Origin of the sequence: Aurantimonas sp. NFXS3, from assembly GCF_049132005.1 — a bacterium.
GTDB lineage: Bacteria > Pseudomonadota > Alphaproteobacteria > Rhizobiales > Rhizobiaceae > Aurantimonas > Aurantimonas coralicida.
The window spans coordinates 1,025,043-1,051,005 of record NZ_JAGDDZ010000002.1 but is presented as its reverse complement, the minus strand read 5'-3'; the positions used below and the strand labels follow the sequence as shown (position 1 = coordinate 1,051,005).

At 67.3% G+C, this 25,963-nt stretch carries 26 protein-coding genes; 12 read left to right on the top strand and 14 right to left on the bottom strand.

The features are described 5' to 3' along the window. Positions 1–213: 213 nt before the first annotated feature. Positions 214–1,320 (top strand): A/G-specific adenine glycosylase, encoded by a 1,107-nt coding sequence (gene mutY / locus J3367_RS10130; protein WP_024350008.1) that lies wholly within the window; start codon positions 214–216, stop codon positions 1,318–1,320. Continuing rightward, complete coding sequence (locus J3367_RS10125; RefSeq protein WP_024350007.1) at positions 1,317–1,943, top strand: HAD family hydrolase; 627 nt, start codon at positions 1,317–1,319, stop codon at positions 1,941–1,943. Before mutY ends, J3367_RS10125 begins: the two co-directional genes overlap by 4 nt. A gap of 33 nt (positions 1,944–1,976) precedes the next feature. Here the strand turns inward: J3367_RS10125 and J3367_RS10120 are convergent, their stop codons facing one another. Continuing rightward, positions 1,977–3,116 (bottom strand): site-specific DNA-methyltransferase, encoded by a 1,140-nt coding sequence (locus J3367_RS10120; protein WP_024350006.1) that lies wholly within the window; start codon positions 3,114–3,116, stop codon positions 1,977–1,979. Between the two features lie 199 nt (positions 3,117–3,315). Here J3367_RS10120 and J3367_RS10115 point away from each other — a divergent pair, with 199 nt between their 5' ends. After that, positions 3,316–4,002, top strand: a complete 687-nt coding sequence (locus J3367_RS10115) for an HAD family hydrolase (RefSeq protein WP_024350005.1) — start codon at positions 3,316–3,318, stop codon at positions 4,000–4,002. Positions 4,003–4,014: 12 nt separating this feature from the next. Here J3367_RS10115 and J3367_RS10110 read toward each other — a convergent pair whose 3' ends face one another. Then, on the bottom strand, positions 4,015–4,671 hold the full coding sequence (locus J3367_RS10110) for a hypothetical protein (protein ID WP_024350004.1): 657 nt from the start codon (positions 4,669–4,671) through the stop codon (positions 4,015–4,017). A gap of 161 nt (positions 4,672–4,832) precedes the next feature. On the opposite strand from J3367_RS10110, the gene thrC reads away from it, so the two are divergent. From thrC to J3367_RS10090, 4 genes are all read left to right on the top strand, one after another. After that, positions 4,833–6,242 carry a threonine synthase gene (thrC, locus tag J3367_RS10105; RefSeq protein WP_024350003.1) on the top strand — a complete coding sequence of 470 codons (1,410 nt, stop codon included), beginning with the start codon at positions 4,833–4,835 and terminating at the stop codon, positions 6,240–6,242. Next, positions 6,239–7,555 carry a M16 family metallopeptidase gene (locus J3367_RS10100; protein ID WP_024350002.1) on the top strand — a complete coding sequence of 439 codons (1,317 nt, stop codon included), beginning with the start codon at positions 6,239–6,241 and terminating at the stop codon, positions 7,553–7,555. The genes thrC and J3367_RS10100 overlap by 4 nt, the downstream gene beginning before the upstream one ends. Before the next feature lie 7 nt (positions 7,556–7,562). Continuing rightward, the gene (locus J3367_RS10095; RefSeq protein ID WP_024350001.1) at positions 7,563–8,186 is read left to right on the top strand and encodes a GNAT family N-acetyltransferase; all 624 of its coding nucleotides are present in this window, start codon (positions 7,563–7,565) and stop codon (positions 8,184–8,186) included. 94 nt (positions 8,187–8,280) lie between these two features. Further along, on the top strand, positions 8,281–11,169 hold the full coding sequence (locus J3367_RS10090) for an EAL domain-containing protein (RefSeq protein ID WP_035694765.1): 2,889 nt from the start codon (positions 8,281–8,283) through the stop codon (positions 11,167–11,169). A gap of 12 nt (positions 11,170–11,181) precedes the next feature. Here J3367_RS10090 and J3367_RS10085 read toward each other — a convergent pair whose 3' ends face one another. After that, positions 11,182–11,790, bottom strand: a complete 609-nt coding sequence (locus tag J3367_RS10085) for a YqgE/AlgH family protein (protein WP_024349999.1) — start codon at positions 11,788–11,790, stop codon at positions 11,182–11,184. 191 nt (positions 11,791–11,981) lie between these two features. Between J3367_RS10085 and J3367_RS10080 the strand changes: the two genes are divergently transcribed. Both J3367_RS10080 and J3367_RS10075 read left to right on the top strand, forming a co-directional pair. Further along, a complete protein-coding gene (locus J3367_RS10080) occupies positions 11,982–12,803 on the top strand; it encodes a protein-disulfide reductase DsbD domain-containing protein (RefSeq protein ID WP_024349998.1) in 822 nt (273 codons plus the stop codon). Between the two features lie 79 nt (positions 12,804–12,882). Continuing rightward, entirely contained in the window at positions 12,883–13,368 is a 486-nt protein-coding gene (locus tag J3367_RS10075; protein WP_024349997.1) for a peroxiredoxin, read from the top strand. A 63-nt stretch (positions 13,369–13,431) separates the two neighbouring features. Here the strand turns inward: J3367_RS10075 and rnhA are convergent, their stop codons facing one another. The 11 genes from rnhA to coxB form a co-directional block, all read right to left on the bottom strand. Beyond that, entirely contained in the window at positions 13,432–13,893 is a 462-nt protein-coding gene (gene rnhA / locus J3367_RS10070) for a ribonuclease HI (RefSeq protein WP_024349996.1), read from the bottom strand. Beyond that, entirely contained in the window at positions 13,890–14,870 is a 981-nt protein-coding gene (locus tag J3367_RS10065) for a homoserine kinase (protein WP_024349995.1), read from the bottom strand. The genes rnhA and J3367_RS10065 overlap by 4 nt, the downstream gene beginning before the upstream one ends. 2 nt (positions 14,871–14,872) lie before the next feature. Beyond that, complete coding sequence (gene ispH / locus J3367_RS10060; RefSeq protein WP_051141556.1) at positions 14,873–15,838, bottom strand: 4-hydroxy-3-methylbut-2-enyl diphosphate reductase; 966 nt, start codon at positions 15,836–15,838, stop codon at positions 14,873–14,875. 196 nt (positions 15,839–16,034) lie between these two features. Next, entirely contained in the window at positions 16,035–16,835 is an 801-nt protein-coding gene (locus J3367_RS10055; RefSeq protein ID WP_024349993.1) for an SURF1 family protein, read from the bottom strand. Next, entirely contained in the window at positions 16,825–17,214 is a 390-nt protein-coding gene (locus J3367_RS10050) for a DUF983 domain-containing protein (RefSeq protein WP_024349992.1), read from the bottom strand. Before J3367_RS10050 ends, J3367_RS10055 begins: the two co-directional genes overlap by 11 nt. Before the next feature lie 118 nt (positions 17,215–17,332). Further along, a complete protein-coding gene (locus tag J3367_RS10045; protein ID WP_024349991.1) occupies positions 17,333–18,208 on the bottom strand; it encodes a cytochrome c oxidase subunit 3 in 876 nt (291 codons plus the stop codon). A 112-nt stretch (positions 18,209–18,320) separates the two neighbouring features. After that, entirely contained in the window at positions 18,321–18,944 is a 624-nt protein-coding gene (locus J3367_RS10040) for a cytochrome c oxidase assembly protein (RefSeq protein WP_024349990.1), read from the bottom strand. Continuing rightward, positions 18,941–19,075: a hypothetical protein gene (locus J3367_RS10035; protein WP_024349989.1), complete on the bottom strand. Its 135-nt coding sequence runs from the start codon at positions 19,073–19,075 to the stop codon at positions 18,941–18,943. The genes J3367_RS10040 and J3367_RS10035 overlap by 4 nt, the downstream gene beginning before the upstream one ends. 1 nt (position 19,076) lies before the next feature. Beyond that, positions 19,077–19,985 carry a heme o synthase gene (locus J3367_RS10030; protein WP_051141555.1) on the bottom strand — a complete coding sequence of 303 codons (909 nt, stop codon included), beginning with the start codon at positions 19,983–19,985 and terminating at the stop codon, positions 19,077–19,079. 258 nt (positions 19,986–20,243) lie between these two features. Then, on the bottom strand, positions 20,244–21,845 hold the full coding sequence (gene ctaD / locus J3367_RS10025) for a cytochrome c oxidase subunit I (RefSeq protein WP_024349987.1): 1,602 nt from the start codon (positions 21,843–21,845) through the stop codon (positions 20,244–20,246). A 27-nt stretch (positions 21,846–21,872) separates the two neighbouring features. Further along, positions 21,873–22,784 (bottom strand): cytochrome c oxidase subunit II, encoded by a 912-nt coding sequence (gene coxB / locus J3367_RS10020; RefSeq protein ID WP_029702899.1) that lies wholly within the window; start codon positions 22,782–22,784, stop codon positions 21,873–21,875. A gap of 362 nt (positions 22,785–23,146) precedes the next feature. Here coxB and J3367_RS10015 point away from each other — a divergent pair, with 362 nt between their 5' ends. From J3367_RS10015 to J3367_RS10005, 3 genes are all read left to right on the top strand, one after another. Beyond that, positions 23,147–23,659, top strand: coding sequence for an invasion associated locus B family protein (locus J3367_RS10015; RefSeq protein ID WP_009210621.1), 513 nt, complete (start codon positions 23,147–23,149; stop codon positions 23,657–23,659). 123 nt (positions 23,660–23,782) lie between these two features. Next, the gene (gene tldD, locus J3367_RS10010) at positions 23,783–25,198 is read left to right on the top strand and encodes a metalloprotease TldD (protein ID WP_024349985.1); all 1,416 of its coding nucleotides are present in this window, start codon (positions 23,783–23,785) and stop codon (positions 25,196–25,198) included. Positions 25,199–25,253: 55 nt separating this feature from the next. After that, positions 25,254–25,958 carry an NAD-dependent deacylase gene (locus J3367_RS10005; RefSeq protein WP_024349984.1) on the top strand — a complete coding sequence of 235 codons (705 nt, stop codon included), beginning with the start codon at positions 25,254–25,256 and terminating at the stop codon, positions 25,956–25,958. The last annotated feature ends 5 nt before the right edge of the window (positions 25,959–25,963 follow it).

Below are 25,963 nucleotides of genomic sequence, written 5' to 3'. Positions count from 1 at the left end.
CGCGGCAACAGGGCGTGTCGCGGCACCGGACCGCGCGCCGCACGGATAGCATGAAACGACGTGGACGTCGCCAGAGCGGACGCCGACCTGCTTGCGACAGACGGACGGCTCGCATTCGCCGCGCCGGGCCGTTACATCGCCCAGGACGCGGCCCGCATCGGGCCTCGCCGCCGATCCCCGGCCCGCCATCCAGACCGAGTGTTCAACCTGCCCATGCCCGCCGATCTCCGTCCGTTCGCGGATCATCTCCTTGCCTGGTACGATCGCCATGCGCGGGTGCTGCCCTGGCGCGTGTCGCCACAGGACCGGGCGCGTGGCATCCGGCCGGAGCCCTACCGGGTCTGGCTGTCGGAGATCATGCTGCAGCAAACGACGGTGGCGGCGGTGAAGGCCTATTTCGCCAAGTTCACGACGCGCTGGCCGCATGTCGCCGATCTCGCAGCCGCGCCGCAGCCGGCGGTTCTCGGCGAATGGGCCGGCCTTGGCTATTACGCCCGCGCCCGCAATCTGCATGCCTGCGCGATCCGCGTCACGGAGGAGTTCGGCGGCGCCTTTCCCCAGACGGCGACTGCGCTGCGGACCCTGCCCGGCATCGGCGATTATACCTCCGCGGCGATCGCCGCGATCGCCTTCGACGAGCCGGCGGCCGTCGTCGACGGCAATGTCGAGCGGGTCGTCACCCGGCTGTTTTCCATCGAAACGCCCCTGCCCCAGGCCCGCAAGGACATCCGGCTGCGCACCGCGGATCTCACCCCGCAGGAGCGACCCGGCGACTTTGCCCAGGCGATGATGGATCTCGGCGCGACGATCTGCACGCCGAAACGGCCGACCTGCATGGTCTGCCCGGTGCGTCCCATGTGCCGCGCCAGCGCCGAGGGGCGTGCGGAAGCCTTTCCGGTGAAGAAGCCGAAGGCGGCGGTCCCCGAGCGCAAGGGCGCGGCCTTTGTCGCGACGCGGCCGGCGGACGGCGCGGTCTGGCTGCGCCGGCGCGAGGCGCCCGGCATGCTGCAGGGCATGAGCGAACCGCCGGGCACCGGCTGGCACGCCAAGGCCGACGGCGCGACCGGCGCCGATGCCGCGCCGTTTGCCGCCGACTGGCGCTTCTGCGGCACGGTGGCGCACAGTTTCACGCATTTCCGGCTCGAACTTGAGGTCTACCGGGCCGAACTCACCGACGATCCGCCGGTCGAAGGCTGGTGGTGCCCGCCGGAGGCCCGCGGCGCCGAAGCCTTGCCGACCCTGATGCAGAAGGTGCTGGTGCGCGCCGAGGCCAGCCCGCCGGAACCCGCCGAGACACCGAAACGGAGACAGAGCCGATGACCCACCAGCATGTCGTCTTCGACATCGGCAAGGTGCTGATCCATTACGACCCGCACATCCCCTTCCGCGACATCATTCCGTCCGACGAACGCCGGCAGTTCTTCCTCGACCAGGTCTGCTCGCACGACTGGAACCTTGAGCAGGATCGCGGCCGGCCGTGGGAGGATGCGGAGGCCGAGGCGATCTCCCGCCATCCGCAGATGGCCGAGGAGATCCGCGCCTTCCGCCGCAACTGGCACCGCATGGTGCCGCATGCCTATGAGGGCAGCGTGGCGCTGCTCCATGGGCTGATCGATGCCGGCGTCGACGTGACGCTGCTGACCAATTTCGCCTCCGACACGTTTCGCGAGGCGCAGGCGAAGTTCCCGTTCCTGACCGCGACCCGCGGCGTGACCGTGTCCGGCGACATCCGCCTGATCAAGCCGGACCCGGCGATCTACGACCACCATGCCCGCAGCTTCGACCTGGCACCGGAGCGCACCCTGTTCATCGACGACAATCGCGCGAATGTCGACGCCGCCCGCGCGGCCGGCTGGAGCGCCATCCACTTCATCGACCCGGACCAGCTCGCCCGGGAACTGGCAGCAGAAGGCCTGCCGGTCGAAGCGGCCGGCAGGCCTTGAAACGTCAGACGTGAAGTAGAGGTCCGAAGGCGGTCAGACCGCCTCGACGGCCATCTGTTCGCGCATGGTCTGGCGCAGCGTGTCGATCGGGGTCAGGCCCTTCTTGGAATCGATGTGCCAGAAGGTCCAGCCATTGCAGGCGTCGAGCCCCTGCACCTTGGCGCCGATGCGGTGGATCGAGGCAGCGTCCTCGCCAATGGCGATGGTGCCGTCGGCCCGCACCCGCGCCGTCCAGCGGCGCTTGGCGTCGGTCAGCTCGGTGCCCGGCTTCACCAGGCCGGCTTCCAGAAGGCTGGCAAAGGGAATACGCGGCTCGGCACGCTTGCCGGCCGAGACCTTGAGCACCGTCGGGTCGAGCGCTTCCACAGCGGCGATGCGGGCTTCGGCCGCCTCGATATAGACGTCCTCGCGCTCGATGCCGACATAATGGCGGCCGAGACGCTTGGCGACGGCGCCGGTCGTGCCGGTGCCGAAGAACGGGTCGAGCACCACGTCGCCGGGCTTGGTCGACGACAGGAGCACGCGGGCGAGCAGCGCTTCCGGCTTCTGGGTCGGATGCGTCTTGCGACCCTCGGCGTCCTTCAGCCGCTCGCCGCCCGAGCAGATCGGGAACAGCCAGTCGGAGCGCATCTGCACGTCGTCATTGGCCGACTTCATGGCGTCGTAATTGAAGGTGTAGCCCTTGGCATTGGCGTCGCGCGACGCCCAGATCATCGTCTCGTGGGCGTTCTGGAACCGGCGGCCGCGGAAGTTCGGCATCGGGTTGGTCTTGCGCCACACGACGTCGTTCAGCATCCAGAAGCCCAGATCCTGCATCATCGCGCCGACGCGGAAGATGTTGTGATACGAGCCGATCACCCAGATCGTGCCGTTCGGCTTGAGCACCCGGCGCGCGGCCAGGAGCCAGGCGCGGGTGAAGGCGTCATAGGCCTGGAAGCTCTCGAACTGGTCCCAGTGATCGTCCACCGCATCGACCTTGGACTGGTCGGGCCGGTGCAGATCGCCGCCAAGCTGCAGATTGTAGGGCGGGTCGGCGAAGATCACGTCGACCGAATTCTCGGGCAGCGCGGCCATCTGCGACACGCAGTGCCCCTTGTGGATCCGGTCCAGCCAGGCGGGTTTTTCCGCTTCGCAATTAACCACCTTGAGGGACGCGGAACGCTTGTAAGCCATCTTCACCACCGGACTACGCAGGACATTGAACCGGCGTCATGGTTACCGAACGACGTAAACAATCGGTGAAATCCTGCCTTTGTCGCGCCCTCGTGCTCGTGCTACCGGACCCCTCGCACCATCTGCGCCCCGCGCAACCTTCGACGCAGTCGGCCTTCGCGCCGTCGCCCTTCGCCAAAAACTTTCTTCGGAGCCCCCCATGTCCGAACCCCTGCTCGTGATCTTCGACTGCGACGGTGTCCTCGTCGATTCGGAGGTGATCGCCGCGCAGGTGCAGGCCGAGATCCTCGCCGAGCACGGCGTCGAGATCGATGCCGGCGAACTCGCCATCCGCTTTGCCGGGCTGACCTGGCCGATGATCCTGAAGCGCCTGTCTGACGAGCTGGGCCGCAGCTTCCCCGAGGATCTCATCGCTCGCGTCAATGCCGAGGTGGACCAGCGGCTGGAATCCGACGTGGAAGAGATTGCCGGCGCCCGCATGGCGCTGGATCAGCTCACCCTGCCGCGCTGCATCTGCTCGAACTCGTCGTCGCAGCGTCTCGAGCTGGAGCTCGAGCATGTCGGGCTATGGGACTATTTCTTCCCGCATGTCTTCAGCGCGCCCGAGGTCGGCACGCAGAAGGTCAAGCCGGCGCCGGACGTGTTCGTCCATGCCTGCGAGCAGTTCGGCGTGGCGCCGCAGGCCGCCATCGTCATCGAGGATTCGGTCCATGGGGTGACCGCCGCCGTCGCCGCCGGCTGCCGCGTCGTCGGCTTCACCGGCGCCGGCCACAGCTTTCCGGGCCATGCCGACGCCCTGACAGAGGCGGGCGCCGAGACGGTGATCAGCCGGCTTGCGGACTTTCCCGCCGTCGTCGACGCCTTCGTCAGCTGGCAGGACGCCTGAACGGCAGGCGCGCTATTCCGGCGCGCCTTCGTCGAAGCCGGCGAAGATCACGATGCCGGCGGTCGGCGCCGGGTCGATGAGCACCGACTCGTCGACATAGGTGAAGGTCTGGGCGCCGCCATTGCGGGTGATCGCGACGGTCTGCTGGCCAAGCTCGGAGTAGACCACGTCGTTGCCGCGCAGCACCGCGACGCGGATCGGCAGGCGCACGCTGCGGTCCTGGGCCACGGCCCCGGGGGTGATGCGGCCGAGGACGCCGATCTTCATCAGGAGCTTGCCGTCGACGATGCGGCAGTCGCGGGTCGTCTCGGCGATGTTGGCGACGTAGTCGACCTCGGAGCCGATGGTCTTGCGCAGGATCGCGGTGCCTTCGCGAAGGGTCACCGTCGGGCAGTAGCGGGCCTCGCCGCCCTGGTCGAACTGGCTCGATGCGGTGACCGAGGACGGCGGAATGGCCAGCGCCCCGGCATCGCCGAGATCGGCCTTGGGGGTGGTGGAATTGCAGGCGGCGAGCAGCGCCAGCGCACCGCCGAGGGCGAGGCCACCGGCCAGCCGGCGCAGCGCGGGAAGACGGCGGCTGATCGCGGTGCCGGGACCCTGCACGGAAATGCCCTCGTCGATGGCGTTGCGTTCACCATTGGTCGCTATGGGGGGCACTACCATATGCATCGCTCGGTCCTTCCGTTATCGTGGCGCGCCGTTCTATATCAGCCGCCCGTCGGTTAGGCGACCGACAGCGGAACATGGCGGAGCGCCGACCGGCACACGGTGCGCTCGCGGCCGAACAGAATGCCGGGAGCGATCCCGGTCCGAAGCGAAGTGGAGACGAAGTGAGATATGTGAGTTCGCGGGGAGAGGCTCCTGTCCTCGGTTTTGCCGACACACTTCTGGCAGGTCTCGCGAATGACGGCGGGCTGTATCTCCCGGAGACCTGGCCGCAGATCTCGGCGGAAACGATCCGCGGATTCGCCGGCCGGCCCTATGCCGAAGTCGCCTTCGAGGTCCTCCTGCCCTATGTCGGCGAGGACATCGCCCCGGACGATCTGAAGCGCATGGTCGACGAGGCCTATGCGACCTTCCCGCATCCGGCCGTCGCGCCCCTCGTCCAGCTCGGCCCGTCGCATTTCGTGCTGGAGCTCTTCCACGGCCCGACCCTGGCCTTCAAGGACGTGGCGATGCAGCTCATCGCGCGGCTGATGGACCATGTGCTCGCCCAGCGCGGCCGCCGCGCCACCATCGTCGGCGCCACCTCGGGCGACACCGGCGGCGCCGCCATCGCGGCCTTCGCCGCCAGCCAGCGCACCGACATGTTCATCCTGTTCCCGCATGGCCGCGTCTCGCCGGTGCAGCAGCGCCAGATGACGACCTCGGGGGCGGACAACGTCCACGCGGTGGCCGTCGACGGCACCTTCGACGACTGCCAGGCCTTGGTGAAGGCGATGTTCAATCACGCCGCCTTCCGCCAGAAGGCGGCGCTGTCGGGCGTGAACTCGATCAACTGGGGCCGGATCATGGCCCAGATCGTCTATTACTTCACCGCCGCCGCCAGCCTCGGCGCGCCGGAGCGGGCCGTCTCCTTCACCGTGCCGACCGGCAATTTCGGCGACATCTTCGCCGGCTACGCCGCCAAGCGCATGGGCCTGCCGGTCGAGCGGCTGGTGATCGCCACCAACGAGAACGACATTCTCGTGCGCACGCTCGATCGCGGCCGCTACGAGACCACCGGCGTCCACGCCACCACCTCGCCCTCGATGGACATCCAGGTGTCGTCGAATTTCGAGCGGCTGATCTTCGAGGCGAGCGGACGCGACGGCGACATGGTGCGCGGCCTGATGCAGCAGCTGGCCCAGTCCGGCTCCTTCACCCTGCCCGAGGCGGTTCTGGCGGCGATCCGGGCCGAATTCGATGCCGGCGCGACGGACCAGGCCGAGACCGCCGACATCATCCGCCGCACCCTCACCGGCACGGCCTATCTCCTCGATCCGCACACCGCCGTCGGCGTCGGCGTGGCGGGGAGCCGGCTCGGCCGCGAGGCGATGATCACGCTCGGCACCGCCCATCCGGCGAAGTTCCCGGACGCGATCGAGAAGGCCGTCCAGATCACCCCCGCATTGCCGCCCAGCCACGGCGACCTGATGCAGAAGCGCGAGACCATGGATCGCCTGCCGAACGAGATCGGCGCCGTGGAATCCTACATCCTCGCGCGCACGCGCGCCGTCGACCAGGGAGCCGAAGCATGAGCGTCGAGGTCACCAAGCTTTCGAACGGACTGACCATTGCGACCGAGACGATGCCGCATCTGGAGAGCGCCTGTCTCGGCATCTGGGTAAAGGCTGGCGCCCGCGACGAGGCGCCCCGGGAGCATGGCATCGCCCATCTTCTGGAGCATATGGCGTTCAAGGGGACGAGCCGGCGCAGCGCCCGGCAGATCGCCGAGGAGATCGAGGATGTCGGCGGCGAGATGAACGCCGCGACCAGCGTCGAGACCACCTCCTACTATGCCCGCGTCCTCAAGAACGACGTGCCGCTGGCGCTCGACATCCTGACCGACATCCTGATCGATTCGCGCTTCGACGAGCAGGAGCTGGAACGCGAGCAGCAGGTCATCCTGCAGGAGATCGGCGCGGCGGAAGACACGCCCGACGACATCGTCTTCGACCATTTCCAGGAAGCCGCCTTTCACAAGCAGATCATCGGCCGGCCGATCCTGGGCACCCGCGAGACGGTGAAATCCTTCTCGCCCGACGATCTGCGCGGCTATCTCGCCCGGCACTATTCGCCCGACAAGATGATCGTCTCGGCGGCCGGCGCCGTGTCGCACCGCGCCATCGTCGACCAGATCGAGGCGGCCTTCGGCGGAACGGCCTCGGTGTCGCCGCTACCGCTGGAATCCTCGCCGCGCCAGGCGGCGTCCTATACGGGCGGCGAGTTCCGCCAGGAGCGCGACCTGATGGACGCGCAGATGGTGCTCGGCTTCGAGGGCCGCGCCTATTACGCCCGCGACTTCTACGCCTCGCAGGTGCTGTCGCTGATCCTCGGCGGCGGCATGTCCTCGCGCCTGTTCCAGGAGATCCGCGAGCGCCGGGGCCTGTGCTACGCGATCTACGCCTTCCACTGGAGCTTCTCCGATTCCGGCATCTTCGGCATCCATGCCGCGACCGGCGAGGAGGAGCTGGCGGAACTGGCGCCGGTCATCGCCGACGAGCTGACCCGGGCCGCGGCCGGCATCTCCGAGCCTGAGGTCAACCGGGCCCGGGCGCAGATGCGCGCCAGCCTGCTGATGTCGCAGGAAAGCCCGGCCGCCCGCGCGGCGCAGATCGCCCGGCAGATGCTGTTCAACGGCGCGACGATCACCAACGAGGAACTCATCGCGCGGCTCGAGGCGATCACCGCGCCGCGGCTCGCTGATCTCGCCGAGCGCACGTTCGTGGGCACCGTGCCCACCCTTGCCGCCATCGGACCGGTGTCCCGTCTGCCGAGCCGCGACGTCCTTGCCGAACGGCTTGCCGGCGCGTCGTCCGGCGCCGAGGCGAGGCTCGCGACCAGCCACTGATCCGCCGATGAGGATCCTGGAGCATCTCGCCGGGCCGCCCGTCCCCGCGCTGCACGGCGAGGGCATCCTTCTGCGCATGCCCCGGCGCAGCGACTATGCGGCGTGGCGGGACCTGCGCGGCGAAAGCCGCAACTTCCTGAAACCCTGGGAGCCGCTCTGGGCCGCGGACGAACTGTCCTGGGAGGCCTATCGCCAGCGCCTGCGCCGCTATGCGCACGATGCGCGCGACGGCGTCAGCTACACCTTCTTCCTGTTCGACGCCTCCGGCCGCACGCTCTATGGCGGCACGACGCTCAGCCAGATCCGGCGCGGCGTCGCCCAGTCGGGCACGCTCGGCTACTGGATGGGCGAGCGCCATGCCGGCGCCGGCCTGATGGCGCGGGCGGTTGAGCAGATGAAGCTGTTCGCCTTCGACGTGCACCGCCTGCACCGGATCGAGGCGGCCTGCCTGCCGCGCAACCGGCGCTCCATCGGGCTCCTGGAGAAATGCGGTTTCGTCCGCGAGGGTCATCTGCGAAGCTATCTGAAGATCGCCGGACGCTGGGAAGACCATTATCTCTATTCGCTTCTGGCCGAAGAATGGTCGTCTTCGCAGCCCAGGGCTCGCATGGGCGCGGCCGTGGTGCAATAAACGCGAAGCGCGGGCGGGGGTGAGTCGGAATGCAAGGTCGGGGCACAACGTGAAGGCGAAAGCCATCAGCAATCGGAAAAGCGGCGTCGGGCCGATCGGTCTGGCCGCGCGGTGGTTCTTGTCGCTGGCCTTCGTCCTCGTTGCGCTCGTCGTCTCGGCGCCGCCGTCCCTCGCGCTTGAAGCCGTCAGCATCTCGCGCGGCGACACCGCCATCGACATGCTGCCCGCCGTCGACGTCTATCGTGGCAAGGGCCGTGCCTTCCAGGTTGCGACCGTCCCCGGCGCCGACGGCATCGTGCGCCGCATCGAGATCGAGGCGCAGTCGGCGCAGGCCTCCGGCGACTGGGCGGTCTTCGCGCTCGCCAACAACACCGACAAGCAGATCGACCGGCTCGTCGTCGCCCCGCATTTCCGGCTGGTGGGCTCCGGCGTCGTCTGGCCCGATCTCGGCTCCCAGCGCATCGCCTCGATTACGCCCAGCCAGGGCTTTGCACTGGAGCGCCAGCCGAGCACCGATGCCGACGTCTTCCTGGTGACCCTCGATCCCGGCGCGATCGTCACCTTCGTCGCCGAACTGGCCTCGCCGAACCTGCCGGACCTGCGCCTGTGGGAGCCGAACGCCTACAAGGATACGGTGAACGCCTTCACGCTCTATCGCGGCATCGTCCTCGGCATTGCCGGCCTGCTGGCGGTGTTCCTGACCATCCTGTTCGTCGTGAAGGGATCGGCGATGTTCCCCGCCACCGCGTCGCTGGCCTGGGCGGTGCTGGCCTATATCTGCATCGACTTCGACTTCTGGCAAAAACTGGTGCCGATCCTTCCCGGGCAGGAACGGGTCTGGCGGGCCGGCACCGAAGTGTCGCTCGCTTTCACCCTCGTCCTGTTCCTCTTCGCCTATCTCAATCTCAATCGCTGGCACGGCGTGCTGTCGATCTTCACCATCATGTGGCTGGCGGCGCTGGGCACGGTCGGCGTCGTCGCCGCCTTCGACCCGGTGGTCGCCTCGGGCATTGCCCGCATCTCGCTGGCCGCGACGGCCGCGCTCGGCCTCGGCATCATCGGTACGCTCGCCGTGCAGCGCTCCGACCGGGCGATCATGCTGATCCCCACCTGGTGCCTCGTCATCCTCTGGGTGTTCGCCGGCTGGTCCACCGTGACCGGCCGCATCGACAACGACATAATTCAGCCGGCGCTGGGCGGCGGCTTGGTGCTTATCGTCCTCCTGATCGGCTTCACCGTCATGCAGCACGCCTTTGCCGGCGGCGGCTTCGCGCAGGGGCTGCTGTCGGACCTGGAGCGTCGCTCGCTGGCGCTCGCCGGCACCGGCGACGCGATCTTCGACTGGGACGTCAGCCGCGACCGCATCTTCGCCGGCGCCGACGGCGACACGCTGGCCGGCATGCCGGTCGGCACCATGAACGGGCCGGCGCGCGACTGGCTGCCGGTCCTGCATCCGGACGACCGCGACCGCTTCAAGGTCACGCTCGATACCATCCTCGAACATCGCCGCGGCCGCATCATCCAGGATTTCCGCCTGCGCGACGAGGACGGCCATTATCACTGGGTCTCGCTGCGCGCCCGCCCGGTGCTCGGCAGCGATGGCGAGGTGGTGCGCTGCGTCGGCACGCTCAAGGACGTCACCGATGCCAAGAAGGCCGAGGAACGGCTGCTGCACGACGCGCTGCACGACCAACTGACCGGCCTGCCGAACCGCGAATTGTTCCGCGACCGGCTGGAGGCCATCGGCGTCCTTGCCATGACGCGGGCCGACGTGCAGCCGACGATCATCGTCATCGACCTCGACCGCTTCAAACAGGTCAACGACGATTTCGGCATCGCCACCGGCGACACCATCCTCCTGACCATCGGACGCCGCCTGAAGCGCCTCCTGAAGCCGCAGGATTCGCTGGCCCGGCTCGGCAGCGACCAGTTCGGACTGATCCTCCTGTCGGAGACCGAAGTCACCGCGGTGGCCGATTTCGCCGAGGGCCTGCGCAACGCCATCAAGGCGCCGATCGCCTTCGCCAATCGCGAGATCGTCCTGACCGGTTCGATCGGTCTCACCGGCTGGACCGATGCCTCGACCTCGGACGAGGCGCTCAAGGAAGCCGAGCTGGCCATGTACCAGGCCAAGCGCAATGGCGGGGACAGCATCGAGCCGTTCCGGCCGGCCTATCGCAGCGTCGGCTATGGCCGCCTGGAGCTGGAATCGGATCTGCGCCGGGCATTCGAGCGCAACGAGCTGTCGCTTGCCTTCCAGCCGATCGTCACGCTGGAAACCGAAGACATCGCCGGCTTCGAGGCGCTGTTGCGCTGGGAGCATCCGCGGCGCGGCGCGATCTCGCCGGCGGAATTCGTGCCCATCGCCGAGAGCACCGGCCTGATCGTCCAGCTCGGCCAGTTTGCGCTGGAGGAGGCCTGCCGCCGGCTCGGCGACTGGCAGCGCATGACCGGCGACGAGAACCTGTTCGTCTCGGTCAACATCTCCAGCCGGCAGCTCATCCGCCAAGATCTGATCGGCGACGTGAAGACCGTCATCGAGCGCTACCGGATCTCGCCGAACAGCCTCAAGCTGGAGCTGACGGAATCGCTGGTGATGGACAATCCGGAGCGTTCCGCCCAGCTGCTGACCCGCCTGAAGGCGCTCGGTGTCGGCCTGTCGCTGGACGATTTCGGCACCGGCTATTCGTCGCTCGCCTATCTGATGGGCTTTCCCTTCGACACGCTGAAGATCGACCAGTCCTTCCTGAAGAACAACAGCCAGCCGCAGCGGCCGATCATCCTGCATTCGATCGTCACCATGGCCCACGATCTGGGACTGAAGGTCGTGGCGGAAGGTATCGAGAGCGATGCCGACGTCATGCAGCTGCGCCAGCTCGGCTGCGAATTCGCCCAGAGCTTCAAGTTCTCGCCGCCGCTCGGCTCCGATCAGGTGCGCAAGATCCTCGACGACCGGGCGGTGGGCCTGAAGCGCGCCAGCTAGGACGCGCCCGGCTCAGGCGTGGCCGGCCTCGCTGGCCAGGAACGCCGGCTCGATGCCTAGCAGGCCCAGCGCACGGTCGTATTTGCTGTCCAGTTCGACGTCGAAGACGATGTCGAGATCGGCCTTGCAGGTCAGCCAGCCATTGGCCGCGATCTCGCTCTCGAGCTGGCCCGGCGACCAGCCGGCATAGCCGAGCGCCATGATCGCCGTCGTCGGCCCGACGCCCCTGGAGATCGCCTTGAGGATGTCGATGGTCGGGGTCAGCGAGATGTTGTCGGCCACGGCCACGGTGGATTCGGAATCATAGTCGTCCGAATGCAGGACGAAGCCCCGCCCCTTCTCGACCGGCCCGCCCATGCAGACGCAGATCTCCTGTCCTGATCTCGGCATCCGGATATCGCGCTCGCTGGCGACGATGCCGAGCTGGGTCATGAGTTCGCCGAAGCCGACCGGCTGCGGCTTGTTGATGATAAAGCCCATCGCGCCGCTCGGCGAATGGGCGCAGACATAGATCACGGCGCGCGCGAAGCGCTCGTCGCCCATGCCCGGCATGGCGATGAGGAAATGCCCTTCCAGGGAAGAGTCCGTCGAATTTCTGCCGATTTCGGTTTCGAGATCCATGGCATCCAGATGCTTGCGGGGCTTTCACGATAGATGGCATCGCGGCGATGTCAAAACCAGAGCGCGCGGCGCGGCCCGATTTGCCGGTCGGCGTCGCGGCTTGTTGAATGGCCAGCGGCCCTTGACCGCGCTAACCACGAGGTCGGGCGGGCCATGCGCCGCAGATCGTTTCAGGGCAGAGGACACCGCAGATGAGATGGATTGCGCGGATCGCCGGCGGCATCGCCGCGATGGCGATGGGAACGGCAACGGCCGAGGCAGGCTCCACATCGACCTATGCCAGCGAGCAGGTGACGCTGCGGCTCGTTGCCGGTGAAGCCGCGCCGGACGGCACGGTTCGCGGCGCGCTGCTGGTAGATCTCGCGCCGGGCTGGCACACCTACTGGCTCGATCCGGGCGCCTCGGGCATCCCGCCGCACATCGACTTCACGGCCACGGACAATCTGGCGGCCGCCGATCTGAAATTTCCGGCGCCGCTGCGCTTCGGCGAAGGCATCGCCCGCGCCAATGGCTACGAGAACGCCGTCGCCATCGGCTACGCGCTGACCCCGCGGCCCGGCACCACGCTCGACACGGTGACCGCCAGCCTCGCCATCGGCGTGTGCCAGGACATCTGCATTCCGGTGCAGGCGGAGCTCGCGGCCGAAGCCGGCGACGCGGCGGCGGCCGAGACCGTCGCGGCGACCTTCGCCGCCCTGCCCACCCGCGACGGCCCGCTCGGGCGGATCAGCTCGGCCGTTCTGCCCGCCGGCGGCGACGTGCTGACCGTCGCCGTGGAGACGGTGCTCGACGCGCAGGACGCCGATCTCTTCGTGCGCGGGCCGGAGGGCTGGTATTTCGACGAGCCGGCAACGCCGGTGCGCAATGGCGACAGTCTCGAATTCCGCGTACCCGTCGTCGGGCGCCCGCGCGGTGCGACGGACGGGCCGGCAACGGTCGACATGGTGGTCACCGGCGCGCGCGGCGACTTTGCCGCCGATGCGGTGCCGGTCACCACATACACGCCCGGCTGAACGGCTCGACAAAGCCCTCCACCTCGCCTCATATGGCGCCGGGCCGTAACGCCACGCATTTCACGAAGGGAACGACCAGATGACCATCGGTATCGGCGACAAGCTTCCGAACGCGACACTGAAGACCAAGACCTCCGACGGTCCGGCAGACCTGTCCACCGACGAGATCTTCGCCGGCAAGAAGGTCGTGCTGTTCGCCGTGCCCGGCGCCTTCACGCCGACCTGCTCGATGAATCACCTGCCGGGCTTCCTGACCCACAATGACGAGATCCGCGCCAAGGGCGTCGACACCATCGCCGTCGTCGCGGTCAACGACATCTTCGTCATGGGCGCCTGGGAGAAGGCCAACGACGCGGCCGGCAAGATCCTGTTCCTGTCCGACGGCAATGGCGAGTTCACCAAGGCCCTCGGCCTCGACATCGACCTCTCGGTCGCCGGTCTCGGCCTGCGCTCCAAGCGCTATTCGATGATCGTCGAGGACGGCGTCGTGAAGTCGCTGAACGTCGAGGAATCGCCGGGCCAGGCCGAGCGCTCGACCGCCGAGGCCGTTCTCGAGCAGCTCTGATCCGGATAATTCCGTCCCCGCGGCCTGTGCTGCGGGGACGGGCGCGGACTTTCCAAGTCGCGCCTATGCGCTGCGCTTGCGGCGCTTGAACGGCTCCATGCCGTCGCGGGCAAGCTGGTCGGCGCGCTCGTTCATCTCGTCGCCGGCATGGCCTTTCACCCAGTGGAAGGTGACGTCGTGACGCCCCTTCTCCTCCTCCAGCTTCTGCCAGAGCTCGGCGTTCTTCACCGGCTTCTTGTCGGCGGTCTTCCAGCCGTTGCGCTTCCAGCCGTGGATCCACTTGGTGATGCCGTCGCGCATATATTGCGAGTCGGAATAGATATCGACCGGGCAGGACCGCTTCAGGGCCGTCAGCGCCTGGATCACCGCGAGCAGCTCCATCCGGTTGTTGGTGGTGTGCTCCTCGCCGCCCTTCAGTTCCTTCTCATTGCCGTTGAAGCGCAGGATCGCGCCCCAGCCGCCGGGTCCCGGATTGCCCGAACAGGCACCGTCGGTGTGGATCTCGACCCGTCCCTCGGCGCTCATGCCGTCACCCGCTCGTCGTCATAGCCATAGTCCGAGACGCTCTTCACCGACCGGTGGAAGCGCAGCTTGCCGAGATATTCCATCGGATCCTTCTTGGTCACGAAGGAATCGTCGGGCACCGTCAGCCAGTCGTAGAGCCGGGTCAGCAGGAAGCGCAGCGCCGCGCCCCGGCACAGCACCGGCAAGGCCGCCAGCTCCGCCGCGCTCAGCGGCCGCACGCTGGCATAGCCGCCGATCAGCGCCCGGCCCTTGGTGATGTTGAAGCTGCCGTCCTGCTCGAAGCACCAGGCGCAGACGGCGATCGCCAGATCGTAGGCGAGAAGGTCGTTGCAGGCGAAATAGAAGTCGATCAGGCCGGACAATTCGCCCGACAGGAAGAAGACGTTGTCGGGGAAGAGATCGGCGTGGATGACGCCCTTCGGCAGATCGGCCGGCCAGTTCGCCTCGACGAAATCGAGCTCCGCGCCGATCTCTGCGGCAAGCCCCGCCTCGATGCCGTCGACCCGGTCGCCGCAGCTTTCGAACAGCGGCCGCCAGTCGGCAACGGCAAGGCCGTTGCGCCGGTGCAGCGGGAAGTCGGCGGCCTTGCCGTGCATGCCGGCCAGCGCTGCGCCGACGGCGCGGCAATGCTGGGGCGCGGGACGGCGGGTCCACATGCCTTCGAGAAAGGTGAAGATTGCCGCCGGGCGGCCCGACAATTCGCCGAGGGACTCGCCGCCGCGCGTGTGCACCGGCAGCGGACAGGACAGGCCCCGCTCGGCCAGATGCTCCATCAGCCCGACGAAGAACGGCAAGTCCGACCGGTTCACCCGCTTCTCGTAAAGCGTGAGGATGTAGGTGCCCACCGTGGTGCGCAGCAGGAAGTTGGAATTCTCCACCCCCTCGGCGATGCCCTTGTAGCTCAGCAGTTCGCCGATGTCGTAGGCGCCGATGAACTCGGCGAGCTGCGGCTCGGAGACGTCCGTATAGACAGCCATGGTCAGCCCTGCCCGTTGACGAAGGCCATGTCGACGGGCGTCAGCGGCGTCTGGCGCAGGCTGCGCATCACGGGGAAGTTCTCGTTCTCCTCCGCCGTGCGCACGAGCTCGATGGTCACGTCGTAGCGGTCGCGGAAGGAATCGACGATGGCGTCGACGAGGATCTCCGGCGCCGAGGCTCCGGCCGACATCGCCACCACCCCGCCGGGCTTCACGCAGTCCCAGGGCAGGTCCTGCGACCCCTCCACCAGCGCACCCTGCATCGCGCCGGAGCGCTCGGCGACCTCGACGAGGCGGAGCGAGTTCGACGAGTTCGGCGCGCCGACGATCAGGAACAGGTCGGCGCCGGGAGCTGCCGCCTTCACTGCGTCCTGGCGGTTGGTCGTGGCGTAGCAGATCGATTCCGACGAGGGCGCCTGCATCTGCGGGAAACGCGCCTGCAACACCGCGATGATCCCCGCGGTGTCGCCGACCGAGAGGGTGGTCTGGGTCACGAAGCCCAGCGCCTCCGGATCGGCCGGCACATATTCGGCTGCGTCGGCCTCGGTCTCGATCAGCGTGACGCTGCCCTCGGGCAACTGGCCCATCGTGCCGATGACCTCCGGATGGCCGCGATGGCCGATCAGCAGCACATGGCGACCGAGCCGCGTGTGGCGCATGGCCTGCTTGTGGACCTTGGAGACCAGCGGACAGGTGGCGTCGAGATAGAGCAGGTCGCGGGCTTCGGCGGCGGCCGGCACCGATTTCGGCACGCCATGGGCGGAGAACACCACCGGCTGGCCGTCATCGGGGACCGAATCCAGCTCCTCGACGAAGACCGCGCCCTTGCTGCGCAGCCCTTCCACGACATAGCGGTTGTGGACAATCTCATGCCGCACATAGACCGGCGCGCCGTATTTCTTCAGCGCCAGCACGACGATCTGGATGGCCCGGTCGACGCCGGCGCAGAAGCCGCGCGGCTCACACATGCGGATCGTCAGCTTCGGTTTGGTGGCTGTTGCGGACAAGAAGAGCTCCGGGCTGTTCGGCAGGGCGAATGTCGCGCCGAATGAAGGGATGCGACGCATGGGTGTCAAGCCTCGCGGCGCTTGTGGCGCAGCATTGCGGCACGCAGACGATGGCCCGCGAAGGACGGCGCCGGCACATCGCCGCCGGCGGCGCGCCTCAGCTGGCTTCGCGTCTCGCGGCGCGGCGGTCGCCGACGATCAGCATCCCGGTCATGACGATCAGCACCAGCGCCAGCCCGTACCAGGTGATGGCGTATTGCAGATGATTGTTGGGGATGTCGATGACGGTCGTGCCGCCGATGGGCCCACCGTCCGGCGTCTCGGCCCGCCCGGCATCGACGAAGAACGGCAGCACCGTGACGCCGGCATCCAGCGCCAGCCCCCCGGCCATGGCGTCGATGTCGCGCCAGAAGAAGGTGGCGTTGCCCGGCTCGTTGTCCGGCACGAAATAGCCCGGCGTCTCGCGCGGTGCGTCGCGGGCAAGCCCCGTGACGGACACCACGCCCTCGCTTTGCCCCTCGGCGCGGCTGGCCGGATCACGCATCTCGTAGGGCACGTAGCCGCGATTGACGAAGACGACGGCGTCGGCATCGGTGAGCAACGGCGTAAAGACGTTCCAGCCGGGTTTGCCCTCGAAGGTGGTCAGCATGAAGCGCTCGCCGGCATGCAAGAACCGCCCGGTGACGGTCACCGGCGTGTAGTCCACGTCGCCGGTGTCGGCGAAGCGGGCGCGCAGGGCGGCCAGATCAATCGGCTCGGCATGGATGCGGGCGTCGATGCGCTCCAGCATCGCCTGCTTCCACTGCATCCGCTCGACCTGCCACGAGCCCAGCCCGAGGAGGATCACGATCCCAACGAGGCAGGCGAGAAGCGCGAACCAGAACTTGCCGCGCGACATGCGGCGGGGAACGTATCCGGCGCCGCCTGCGCCGATGGACGAAGCGGAATCAGACGTCATCGCGAAGCCGCCCTTCCGAGGCGTTGTGGCGATACTGCATGGCGATCATCAGTCCCTTCAGCGCGCGCAGAAGCGGCAGGGCCAGCCCGAGGATCAGCGGCAGCCACAGGAGGAAATGCACCCAGAGCGGCGGATCGTAGGCGACCTCCACCCACAGGGCCATGCCGACGACGATGAAGCCGACGATCAGGATCACGAAGACCGCGGGGCCGTCGCCCGAATCGATGAAGCCGTAGTCGAGGTCGCAGTTCGCGCAGCGCGGCGCCACCGTCAGGAAGCCGGCGAACAGCTTGCCCTCGCCGCAACGCGGGCAGCGACCGAGGACACCGGCCTTCACCGGGTCGGCTGCTCTCTGAGGGCGTCCGCCTGTGTCGCTCAAATGCTCACTCCGTCATGGCTGGCCCGGACCCATTGTGCAGCCCGCGGCGCGCATGGTCCTGAAACGAAGAAGGCGGCACATCGCTGCGCCGCCTTCGCAATTTCCGTTTGTCCGCCGCCTATTCGACGTGGATCGCGGCGCCCCAGCTGCCCCAGATATAGATGCAGAAGAAGAGGAACAGCCAGACGACGTCGACGAAGTGCCAGTACCAGGCCGCCGCCTCGAAGCCGAAATGCTTCTGCGGGGTGAACTGGCCCTTCATGGCGCGCAGCAGGCAGACCGCCAGGAAGATCGTGCCGACCAGGACGTGGAAGCCGTGGAAGCCGGTCGCCATGTAGAAGGTCGAGCCGTAGATCGAGCCGCCGAAGGCGAAGGGCGCGTGGGCGTATTCGTAATACTGGACGTAGGAGAAGATCACGCCGAGCACGACGGTGAGCGTGAGGCCCCAGATCAGGCCCTTGCGGTCGTTGTGCAGCAGCGCATGGTGCGCCCAGGTAACGGTCGTGCCGGACAGGAGCAGCGTGACCGTGTTGAACAGCGGCAGATGCAGCGGGTCGAGAACCTCGATGCCCTGCGGGGGCCACTGACCGCCCAGCACCTCGGTGCGGGCAGCCTGGATCGCCTCGTTCGGGAACAGGCTGGCGTCGAAGAAGGCCCAGAACCATGCCACGAAGAACATCACCTCCGAGGCGATGAACATGATCATGCCGTAGCGCAGATGCAGCGAGACGACGCGGGTATGCGCGCCCTCCTGGCCTTCCTTGATGGTGTCAGACCACCACGCATACATGACGTAGAGAACCAGCGCGAGGCCGAGATAGAAGATCCACGGGCCCGCGAGATCGACGCCGAACATGACGAACTGGCCGCCCGCCGCATAGCGCATGAAGCCGACGAGACCGATCATCATGATGAAGGCCCCGGCCGAGGCTAGGAACGGCCACGGGCTCGGATCGATGATGTGATAGTCATGCTTGGCGTGCGTGTCGGCCATCGCGGGTCCCCGGTCTCTTCTGAATGCCCTGCGGTCTGCTTAGCGAAACTCGCTCGGCAACTCCAGCATCTGATTGGTGTTTTCGACAGTCACCGCGATCGCTCGCGGCTCTCTAGAGTTGATCGGTCGTCGGTGTTCTCGTCGTCTCGCCCTTGCTGGCGGCCACCGGGGCCTCCGCTTCGTCGAGCGGGAAGAAGGTGTAGGATAGGGTGATCCCCGGCGCGTCCTTGAGCTCCTCGGCCTCCAGCATGTCGGCATCGACATAGAAGACGATCGGCATGTCGATCTCCTCGCCCGGCTGCAGGGTCTGGTTGTCGAAGCAGAAGCAGGCGATCTTGTTGAAGTAGACGCCGGCGGCCACCGGGGTAACGTTGAAGGTCGCCTGGGCCCGCACCGGCTTGTCCGACAGGTTCTTGACGTGGAAGCTGGTCTCGCGGGTCTCGCCCAGCTTGACGGTGACCTCGCGGTCGTTCGGGCCGAACTTCCACGGCAGCCCCGGCGCGACATTGCCGTCGAAGCGCACCAGCACCGTCCGGTCGATCACCTGGCTCGGTGCGGTCTCGGCGCGCTGGGTGGTGCCGCCATAGCCGGTGACCTGGCAGAACAAATAGTAGAGCGGCACCGAGGCGTAGGCGGCGCCGACCATGCCCACAGCGAAGGCCGCGCAGGCAACGGCGATGACGAGGCCGCGGCGCCGTGCCGGCTGCGCGGATGCGTTGGGCTGGGTGTCGGTCATGTCGACAGCTTCGCGAGAGTGACGAAATAGAAGATCACCACCAGCGCGATCAGAACGAGGCCGATGGCGATGGAGCGATTGCGCCGGGCACGCTGCTGCGCCTCGGTCAGGCGGATGCGATCATCGTCCATCTCAGTACCACCCCGCCGGCAGCAGCGACCGTGCGACGGCTTCGCCGAGCAGGATCACGAAGAGCGCGAAGAGATAGACGATCGAGAAGGCGAACAGCTTCTTGGCCGGCAGCATCTTCTCGTCGCCGTCCGGCATCCGGAACGTCGCATAGGCGTGGCGCAGGAAGTTCGCGCCCAGCAGCACCGAGGCGACACCGTAGACCGGCCCGGCAAAGCCGAGCAGCCAGGGGGCGACCCCGACCGGCACGAGAACCAGCGAATAGAGGAAGATCTGGAGGCGCGTCGCCCGCTCGCCGGCGACGTTCGGAAGCATCGGCACGCCGACGCTGCCGTAATCCTTCAGCTTGAACATGGCCAGCGCCCAGAAATGCGGCGGCGTCCAGAGGAAGATGATCAGGAACAGGACGATGCTCTCGATCGCCACGCCGCCGGTCACGGCGGCCCAGCCGACCATCGGCGGAAACGCCCCGGCCGCACCGCCGATGACGATGTTCTGCGGCGTCGAGCGCTTCAGACCCATCGTGTAGATCACGGCATAGAAGAAGATGGTGAAGGCGAGCAGTCCGGCGGCGAACCAGTTGGATGCCAGTCCCAGCATGGAGACGGCCAGCAGTGACAGGATCAGGCCGAAGGCGAGCGCCGCCTCGCGGTCGATGCGGCCCGCCGGGATCGGCCGGTTGGCGGTGCGCGTCATCACCGCGTCGATGTCGGAATCGTACCACATGTTCAGCGCGCCCGAGGCGCCCGCCCCGATGGCGATCGACAGGATCGAGATCACCGCCAGCGTCGGGTGGATGGCGCCGGGCGCCAGCGCCATGCCGGTGATCGCGGTCAGCACCACGAGCGACATCACCCGCGGCTTCAAGAGGGCGATGTAGTCGCGCGGCTCCGCCAGGCTGATCGCCGGCATCGCGTTGGTGTGATTTGCGTCGAGAAGCGTCAAGTCGAACCTCGAACCCGTTCGGCGCGATCCTGACCCCGCCTGGGGCCGGTCGTCGTGCGAACCGTTGCGTCGTTCTGCCATCGGCCTTGTTCCACATCCGTCGGGATGCTGCGCCGTGGCTTGCAGTCGCGGCTCCCGGACTGCGGAGCCGTCAGACGATCAGGCATCCCGGATACGGGGATCCGGGATGCCGATTGATGTGCGGGAGACCGCCTGCGATGGGTCTCAGCGGACCCGCGGCAGCTCTTCCCACTGATGGTACGGCGGCGGCGAAGGCAGCTGCCATTCCAGCGTCGTCGCACCCTCGCCCCACGGGCTCGGACCGGCGATGCGCTTCTTGGAGAAGGCCTCGAAGACACCGTACAGGAACACCAGCACAGCGAAGCCCGAGAGATAGGAGCCCATCGAGGACACGTAGTTCCAGCCGGCGTACGCTTCCGGATAGTCGACATAGCGGCGGGGCATGCCGGCTGCACCCAGGAAATGCTGCGGGAAGAACACGATGTTCACGCCCACGAAGGTCAGCCAGAAGTGCAGCTTGCCGATCGTCTCGTTGTACATGTAGCCGGACATCTTCGGGAACCAGTAGTACCAGGCCGCGAAGATCGCGAACACCGCTCCCAGCGACAGCACGTAGTGGAAGTGGGCGACGACGTAATAGGTGTCGTGCAGCACACGGTCCATGCCGGCATTGGCCAGCTTCACACCCGTCACACCGCCGACGGTGAACAGGAAGATGAAGCCGATCGCCCAGAGCATCGGCGTCTTGAAGCTCAGCGAGCCGCCCCACATCGTCGCGATCCAGGAGAAGATCTTGATGCCGGTGGGAACCGCGATGACCATCGTCGCGAAGACGAAGTAGCGCTGCGTGTTGAGCGAGATGCCGGTGGTGTACATGTGGTGCGCCCACACGACGAAGCCGACGACACCGATCGCGACCATGGCGTAGGCCATGCCGAGATAGCCGAAGACCGGCTTCTTGGAGAAGGTCGAGATGATGTGGCTGATGATGCCGAAGCCCGGCAGGATCAGGATGTACACTTCCGGGTGGCCGAAGAACCAGAACAGGTGCTGGTACAGGATCGGGTCACCACCGCCGGCCGGCGAGAAGAACGTCGTGCCGAAATTGCGGTCGGTCAGAAGCATGGTGATCGCGCCGGCCAGAACCGGGAGCGAGAGCAGCAGCAGGAACGCCGTCACCAGCACGGACCAGGCGAACAGCGGCATCTTGTGCAGCGTCATGCCGGGAGCGCGCATGTTCAGGATCGTGGTGATGAAGTTGATCGCACCGAGGATCGACGAGGCGCCCGCCACGTGCAGCGAGAAGATCGCCAGATCGACGGCCGGCCCGGGGTGACCCGAGGTCGACAGCGGCGGATACATCGTCCAGCCCGTGCCGGCGCCGTTCGAACCCGGCGCACCCTCGACGAACATCGACAGGATCAGCAGCGGGAAGGAGAAGGCGAGCAGCCAGAAGGAGATGTTGTTCAGCCGCGGGAACGCCATGTCCGGCGCGCCGATCATGATCGGCACCATCCAGTTGGCGAAACCGCCGATCAGCGCCGGCATGACCATGAAGAAGATCATGATCAGGCCGTGGCCCGTCGTGAACACGTTGTAGAGCTGCGGGTCGCCGAAGATCTGCAGACCCGGCTCCTGAAGCTCCATGCGCATGGCGATCGACAGCGCGCCGCCGATGATGCCCGCGCAGATCGAGAAGATCAGGTAGAGCGTCCCGATGTCCTTGTGGTTGGTCGAATAGACCCAACGCCGCCAGCCGGACGGCATGTGCGCGTCGTGGGCATCGTGAGTGGCACCATATGCCATATCGAGCTCCCTCAAACCCTGTTCGTGTTAGCGGCCGGCCACGGCGACGGAGTCGCCGGACTGGATCCGCGCCGTCAGCTGTGCATTGGCGTCCTCGAGGCTGCCCGACGCGGCGGAGTACCACGCGGCGAACTGCTCCTTGGACACGACGCGCACGGCGATCGGCATGTTGTAGTGAGCCTGGCCGCAGAGCTCGGAGCACTGGCCGTAGAAGATGCCCTCGCGCTGCGCCTCGAACCAGTATTCGTTGAGGCGGCCCGGCACGGCATCGACCTTCACGCCCAGCGACGGCAGGGCGAAGGAATGGATGACGTCGCCCGAGGTCGAGATCAGGCGGATGACGGTATCGACCGGCACGACCATCTCGTTGTCGACGGCGAGCAGGTGCGGATAGACGTTGCGATCGGCCTTGCCGCTCGCGTCACGATCATCCTCGATCAGCGGATAGGATTCGAAGGAGACCGGCTCGGCCTCGGCCTCGGCCGACACTTCGGACGGCTGGTATTCGTAACCCCAGTACCACTGGTAGCCGGTCGCCTTGACGGTGAGCTCCGGCTCGCTCGGCGGATTGTACTGCGCCGTCAGAAGCTGGAAGGACGGCACCGCCAGGAAGAGAAGAACGATCACCGGGGCGAGCGTCCAGACCACCTCGATCATGGTGTTGTGGCTGGTGCGCGAGGGGACCGGGTTGCGCGAAGCGCGATAGCGGAACACCACCCAGGCCAGAAGCACGGCGACCAGGATGGTGATCGGAATGATGAAGGCGAGCGTGTAGTCGCTGAACCAGTGGATCTGCGCCTCGATGGGGGACAGCGCTTCCTGCAGGCCCATCTGCCAGGGGTGCGGCTGACCCGGAAGCAGGTCACTCTCCTGTGCGACAGCCGAACCGGCGGTCCCCATGGATGCCATCGCGGCAAAGATCGATCGTTTCACTCGCATTGTCTCCCTGCGCGCTCGTGCGTCAGTGGTGGGAACCGGCGTTTCGGGGACGAATAGCGCCTGCCGCCATCCGGCGCCAGCACCGGCATCCCGCGAAATCGGAAGAATCTTCGGCTCGCCGCTTAAAACCACGAAACCCGGCGCGCCGCAACATCTTAGAACCATCGCAAGCTTGCGGCATTTTTGCGCCGGGACCGGCATTCCGGCGCCTCCACGGCATCGCCCCGCGGACGATTCGCATTGCCGCGACCGGGCCCGTTTGCCGCCGCTCCGGCCCGTTCTGTTCGACGGACGCTGTCCGGTAACCATTTGTTTGCTATAACGCCGGCACATTCCAATCCAGTCTCGAACCGGATGACCCGATGATCAGAACCCTTCAGACGGCGGCTGCGGCCCTCGCCCTTTGCGCCGCCAGCCTTCACCCGGCCTTCGCCCAGTCCGGCGCGACCGGCACCGTCAAGTCCCAGCACGGCGCCTGGGCCATCGTCTGCGACCAGCCAGCGGGCGCCTCGGGCGACCAGTGCGCGCTCCTGCAGAACGTCGTCGCCGAGGACCGTCCGGAAATCGGCCTGTCGATCGTCGCCCTGAAGACGGCCGACCAGCAGGCCCGGATCCTGCGCGTCCTGGCGCCGCTGGGCATTCTCCTGCCGAACGGTCTCGGCCTCTATGTCGACGGCAAGGATATCGGCCGCGCGCAGTTCGTGCGCTGCTTCGACGACGGCTGCTATGCCGAGGTGATCCTCGCCGACGAACTCCTGAAGACGCTGTCGGGCGGCGCCACCGCCACCTTCATCGTCTTCCAGACCCCCGAACAGGGCATCGGCATCCCGGTCGATCTCAACGGTTTTGCGGACGGCTTCGCCGCCCTCCCCTGACACCCTGCGGAGACGGTTTGCGCCCCGGCGCGGGACCGTCGACGATCGCATCGCGCGGCGCCCCTGTTGGCAGGCGGCGCCGCGACGCTTATCTGCGGGGCCTGTTGCCAGAGGAGTCCTGCCATGTCCGCGTCGCTGATCGAGCGCTTCGACATCTCACGCGCCGAGATCGACGCGATTCTCGGGGAAACCCTGTCCGGCGCCGATGATGGCGAGCTGTTCCTCGAATACCGCGAATCGGAATCGCTGGTCTTCGACAATGGCCGCCTGAAGGCCGGCAATTTCTCCACCGACCAGGGCTTCGGCCTGAGAGCGGTGTCCGGCGAGGCCGTCGGCTATGCCCATGCCGGCGACTTTTCCGATGCCGCGCTGAAGCGCGCCGCGCAGGCGGTCTCCGCCGTGAAGACCGGGCGCCAGGGCAGCTACGCCGAAGCGCCGGCCGGCACCAACCACAAGGTCTATGGCGACGAGAACCCGATCCCCTCGCCCGGCTTCGAGGCGAAGGTCAGGCTGCTCCAGGACATCGACGCCTATCTGCGCGGCCAGGGCGATGACGTGCGCCAGGTCTCCGTCACGCTCGGCTCGCAATGGCAGAATGTCGAGATCCTGCGCGCCGACGGCCGGCTGGTGAAGGACGTGCGCCCGCTCGTGCGCATCAATGTCTCCGTCGTCTGTGGCGAAGGCGACCGCCAGGAATCCGGCTCCTTCGGCGCCGGCGGGCGGACGGGCTTTTCGGAATTCTTCGTCACCGAGAACTGGCAGGCCATCGCCGACAAGGCGATCGCCCAGGCCCGCGTCAATCTGCGGGCCGTCGCGGCCCCTGCCGGCACCTTCGACATCGTGCTGGCCTCGGGCTGGCCGGGCGTCATGCTGCACGAGGCGGTCGGCCACGGGCTGGAAGGCGACTTCAACCGCAAGAAGACCTCGGCCTTCTCCGGCCTGATGGGCCAGCAGGTCGCCGCAAAGGGCATCACCGTCGTCGACGACGGGACGGTGGCCGAGCGCCGCGGCTCTCTGACCATCGACGACGAGGGCACGCCCTCCAACCGCACGGTGCTGATCGAGGACGGCAAGCTCGTCGGCTACATGCAGGACCGTCAGAACGGCCGGCTGATGGGTATGGCCTCCACCGGCAATGGCCGGCGCCAGTCCTATGCCCATGTGCCGATGCCGCGCATGACCAACACGATGATGCTCGACGGCCCGCACACGCCGGAGGAGATCCTCGCCTCGGTGAAGGACGGCATCTATGCCGTGTCCTTCGGCGGCGGGCAGGTCGACATCACCTCGGGCAAGTTCGTCTTCGGCTGCACCGAGGCCTACCGCATCCGCGACGGCAAGGTGGCCGAGCCTGTGAAGGGCGCCATGCTGATCGGCAACGGCCCGGAGGCGATGCACCGGGTCTCGATGGTCGGCAACGACGTGGCGCTGGATACCGGCATCGGCATGTGCGGCAAGAACGGCCAGGGCGTGCCGGTCGGCGTCGGCCAGCCGCATCTGCGCATGGACCGCATGACGGTGGGCGGCACCGAGACCTGAGCCGCCGCCGTCCCGCAGCCCCTCCCGATCGCGCCCCGACAGCCGGACGAGTGCCATGCAGTTCCAGTCGATCCTCATCCTGACAGGCGCCGGTATCTCGGCCGAATCCGGCGTCGACACGTTTCGCGACGTCGGCGGAATCTGGTCGAAGGTCCGGCTGGAGGACGTGGCGACGCCGGAGGGCTTTGCCCGCGACCCGGCCATGGTCCATGATTTCTACAACCAGCGACGGGCCGGGCTCGCGGGCGTGAAGCCCAACCCGGCCCATCTCGCTCTGGCGCGGCTCGAGCGGGAATTTTCCGGCAGCGTCACGGTGGTCACTCAGAACATCGACGATCTGCACGAGCGGGCCGGCTCGCGTGGCGTGATCCACATGCATGGCGAACTGGCGAAAGCGCTCTGCGCCCGCTGCGGCACACGCGGCCCGTCGCCCGACCAGCTGTCGACGGAACTGGCCTGCCGCCAATGCGGCAGCCTGGCGGGCATGCGGCCGGACGTCGTCTGGTTCGGCGAGATGCCGTACCACATGGACATGATCTACGACCGGCTGGCCGCAGCCGACCTGTTCGTGTCGATCGGCACCAGCGGCGCGGTCTATCCCGCCGCCGGCTTCGTCGAGGACGCGCGGGCCAATGGCAGCCGCACGCTGGAGCTCAATCTCGAGCCGTCGGCCGGCACCACGCTGTTTTCCGAAGCGCGGCACGGGCCGGCCAGCCGCCTCGTGCCCGACTTCGTCGACGAGATGCTGGCGCGGCGCTGAGCCGC

Excerpts from the sequence above, each read along its gene's own strand:
- J3367_RS10110 (WP_024350004.1), bottom strand. The coding sequence starts at position 4,671 with ATGCATATGGTAGTGCCCCCCATAGCGACCAATGGTGAACGCAACGCC.
- tldD (WP_024349985.1), top strand. The coding sequence starts at position 23,783 with ATGTCCGCGTCGCTGATCGAGCGCTTCGACATCTCACGCGCCGAGATC.
- J3367_RS10125 (WP_024350007.1), top strand. The coding sequence starts at position 1,317 with ATGACCCACCAGCATGTCGTCTTCGACATCGGCAAGGTGCTGATCCAT.
- ispH (WP_051141556.1), bottom strand. The coding sequence starts at position 15,838 with ATGTGTGAGCCGCGCGGCTTCTGCGCCGGCGTCGACCGGGCCATCCAG.
- J3367_RS10035 (WP_024349989.1), bottom strand. The coding sequence starts at position 19,075 with ATGGACGATGATCGCATCCGCCTGACCGAGGCGCAGCAGCGTGCCCGG.
- J3367_RS10075 (WP_024349997.1), top strand. The coding sequence starts at position 12,883 with ATGACCATCGGTATCGGCGACAAGCTTCCGAACGCGACACTGAAGACC.
- J3367_RS10120 (WP_024350006.1), bottom strand. The coding sequence starts at position 3,116 with ATGGCTTACAAGCGTTCCGCGTCCCTCAAGGTGGTTAATTGCGAAGCG.
- coxB (WP_029702899.1), bottom strand. The coding sequence starts at position 22,784 with ATGCGAGTGAAACGATCGATCTTTGCCGCGATGGCATCCATGGGGACC.
- J3367_RS10045 (WP_024349991.1), bottom strand. The coding sequence starts at position 18,208 with ATGGCCGACACGCACGCCAAGCATGACTATCACATCATCGATCCGAGC.
- J3367_RS10095 (WP_024350001.1), top strand. The coding sequence starts at position 7,563 with ATGAGGATCCTGGAGCATCTCGCCGGGCCGCCCGTCCCCGCGCTGCAC.
- J3367_RS10085 (WP_024349999.1), bottom strand. The coding sequence starts at position 11,790 with ATGGATCTCGAAACCGAAATCGGCAGAAATTCGACGGACTCTTCCCTG.
- J3367_RS10080 (WP_024349998.1), top strand. The coding sequence starts at position 11,982 with ATGAGATGGATTGCGCGGATCGCCGGCGGCATCGCCGCGATGGCGATG.
- J3367_RS10030 (WP_051141555.1), bottom strand. The coding sequence starts at position 19,985 with ATGCCGGCGATCAGCCTGGCGGAGCCGCGCGACTACATCGCCCTCTTG.
- mutY (WP_024350008.1), top strand. The coding sequence starts at position 214 with ATGCCCGCCGATCTCCGTCCGTTCGCGGATCATCTCCTTGCCTGGTAC.
- rnhA (WP_024349996.1), bottom strand. The coding sequence starts at position 13,893 with ATGAGCGCCGAGGGACGGGTCGAGATCCACACCGACGGTGCCTGTTCG.
- J3367_RS10015 (WP_009210621.1), top strand. The coding sequence starts at position 23,147 with ATGATCAGAACCCTTCAGACGGCGGCTGCGGCCCTCGCCCTTTGCGCC.
- J3367_RS10040 (WP_024349990.1), bottom strand. The coding sequence starts at position 18,944 with ATGACCGACACCCAGCCCAACGCATCCGCGCAGCCGGCACGGCGCCGC.
- J3367_RS10115 (WP_024350005.1), top strand. The coding sequence starts at position 3,316 with ATGTCCGAACCCCTGCTCGTGATCTTCGACTGCGACGGTGTCCTCGTC.
- J3367_RS10100 (WP_024350002.1), top strand. The coding sequence starts at position 6,239 with ATGAGCGTCGAGGTCACCAAGCTTTCGAACGGACTGACCATTGCGACC.
- J3367_RS10055 (WP_024349993.1), bottom strand. The coding sequence starts at position 16,835 with ATGACGTCTGATTCCGCTTCGTCCATCGGCGCAGGCGGCGCCGGATAC.
- ctaD (WP_024349987.1), bottom strand. The coding sequence starts at position 21,845 with ATGGCATATGGTGCCACTCACGATGCCCACGACGCGCACATGCCGTCC.
- J3367_RS10005 (WP_024349984.1), top strand. The coding sequence starts at position 25,254 with ATGCAGTTCCAGTCGATCCTCATCCTGACAGGCGCCGGTATCTCGGCC.
- J3367_RS10065 (WP_024349995.1), bottom strand. The coding sequence starts at position 14,870 with ATGGCTGTCTATACGGACGTCTCCGAGCCGCAGCTCGCCGAGTTCATC.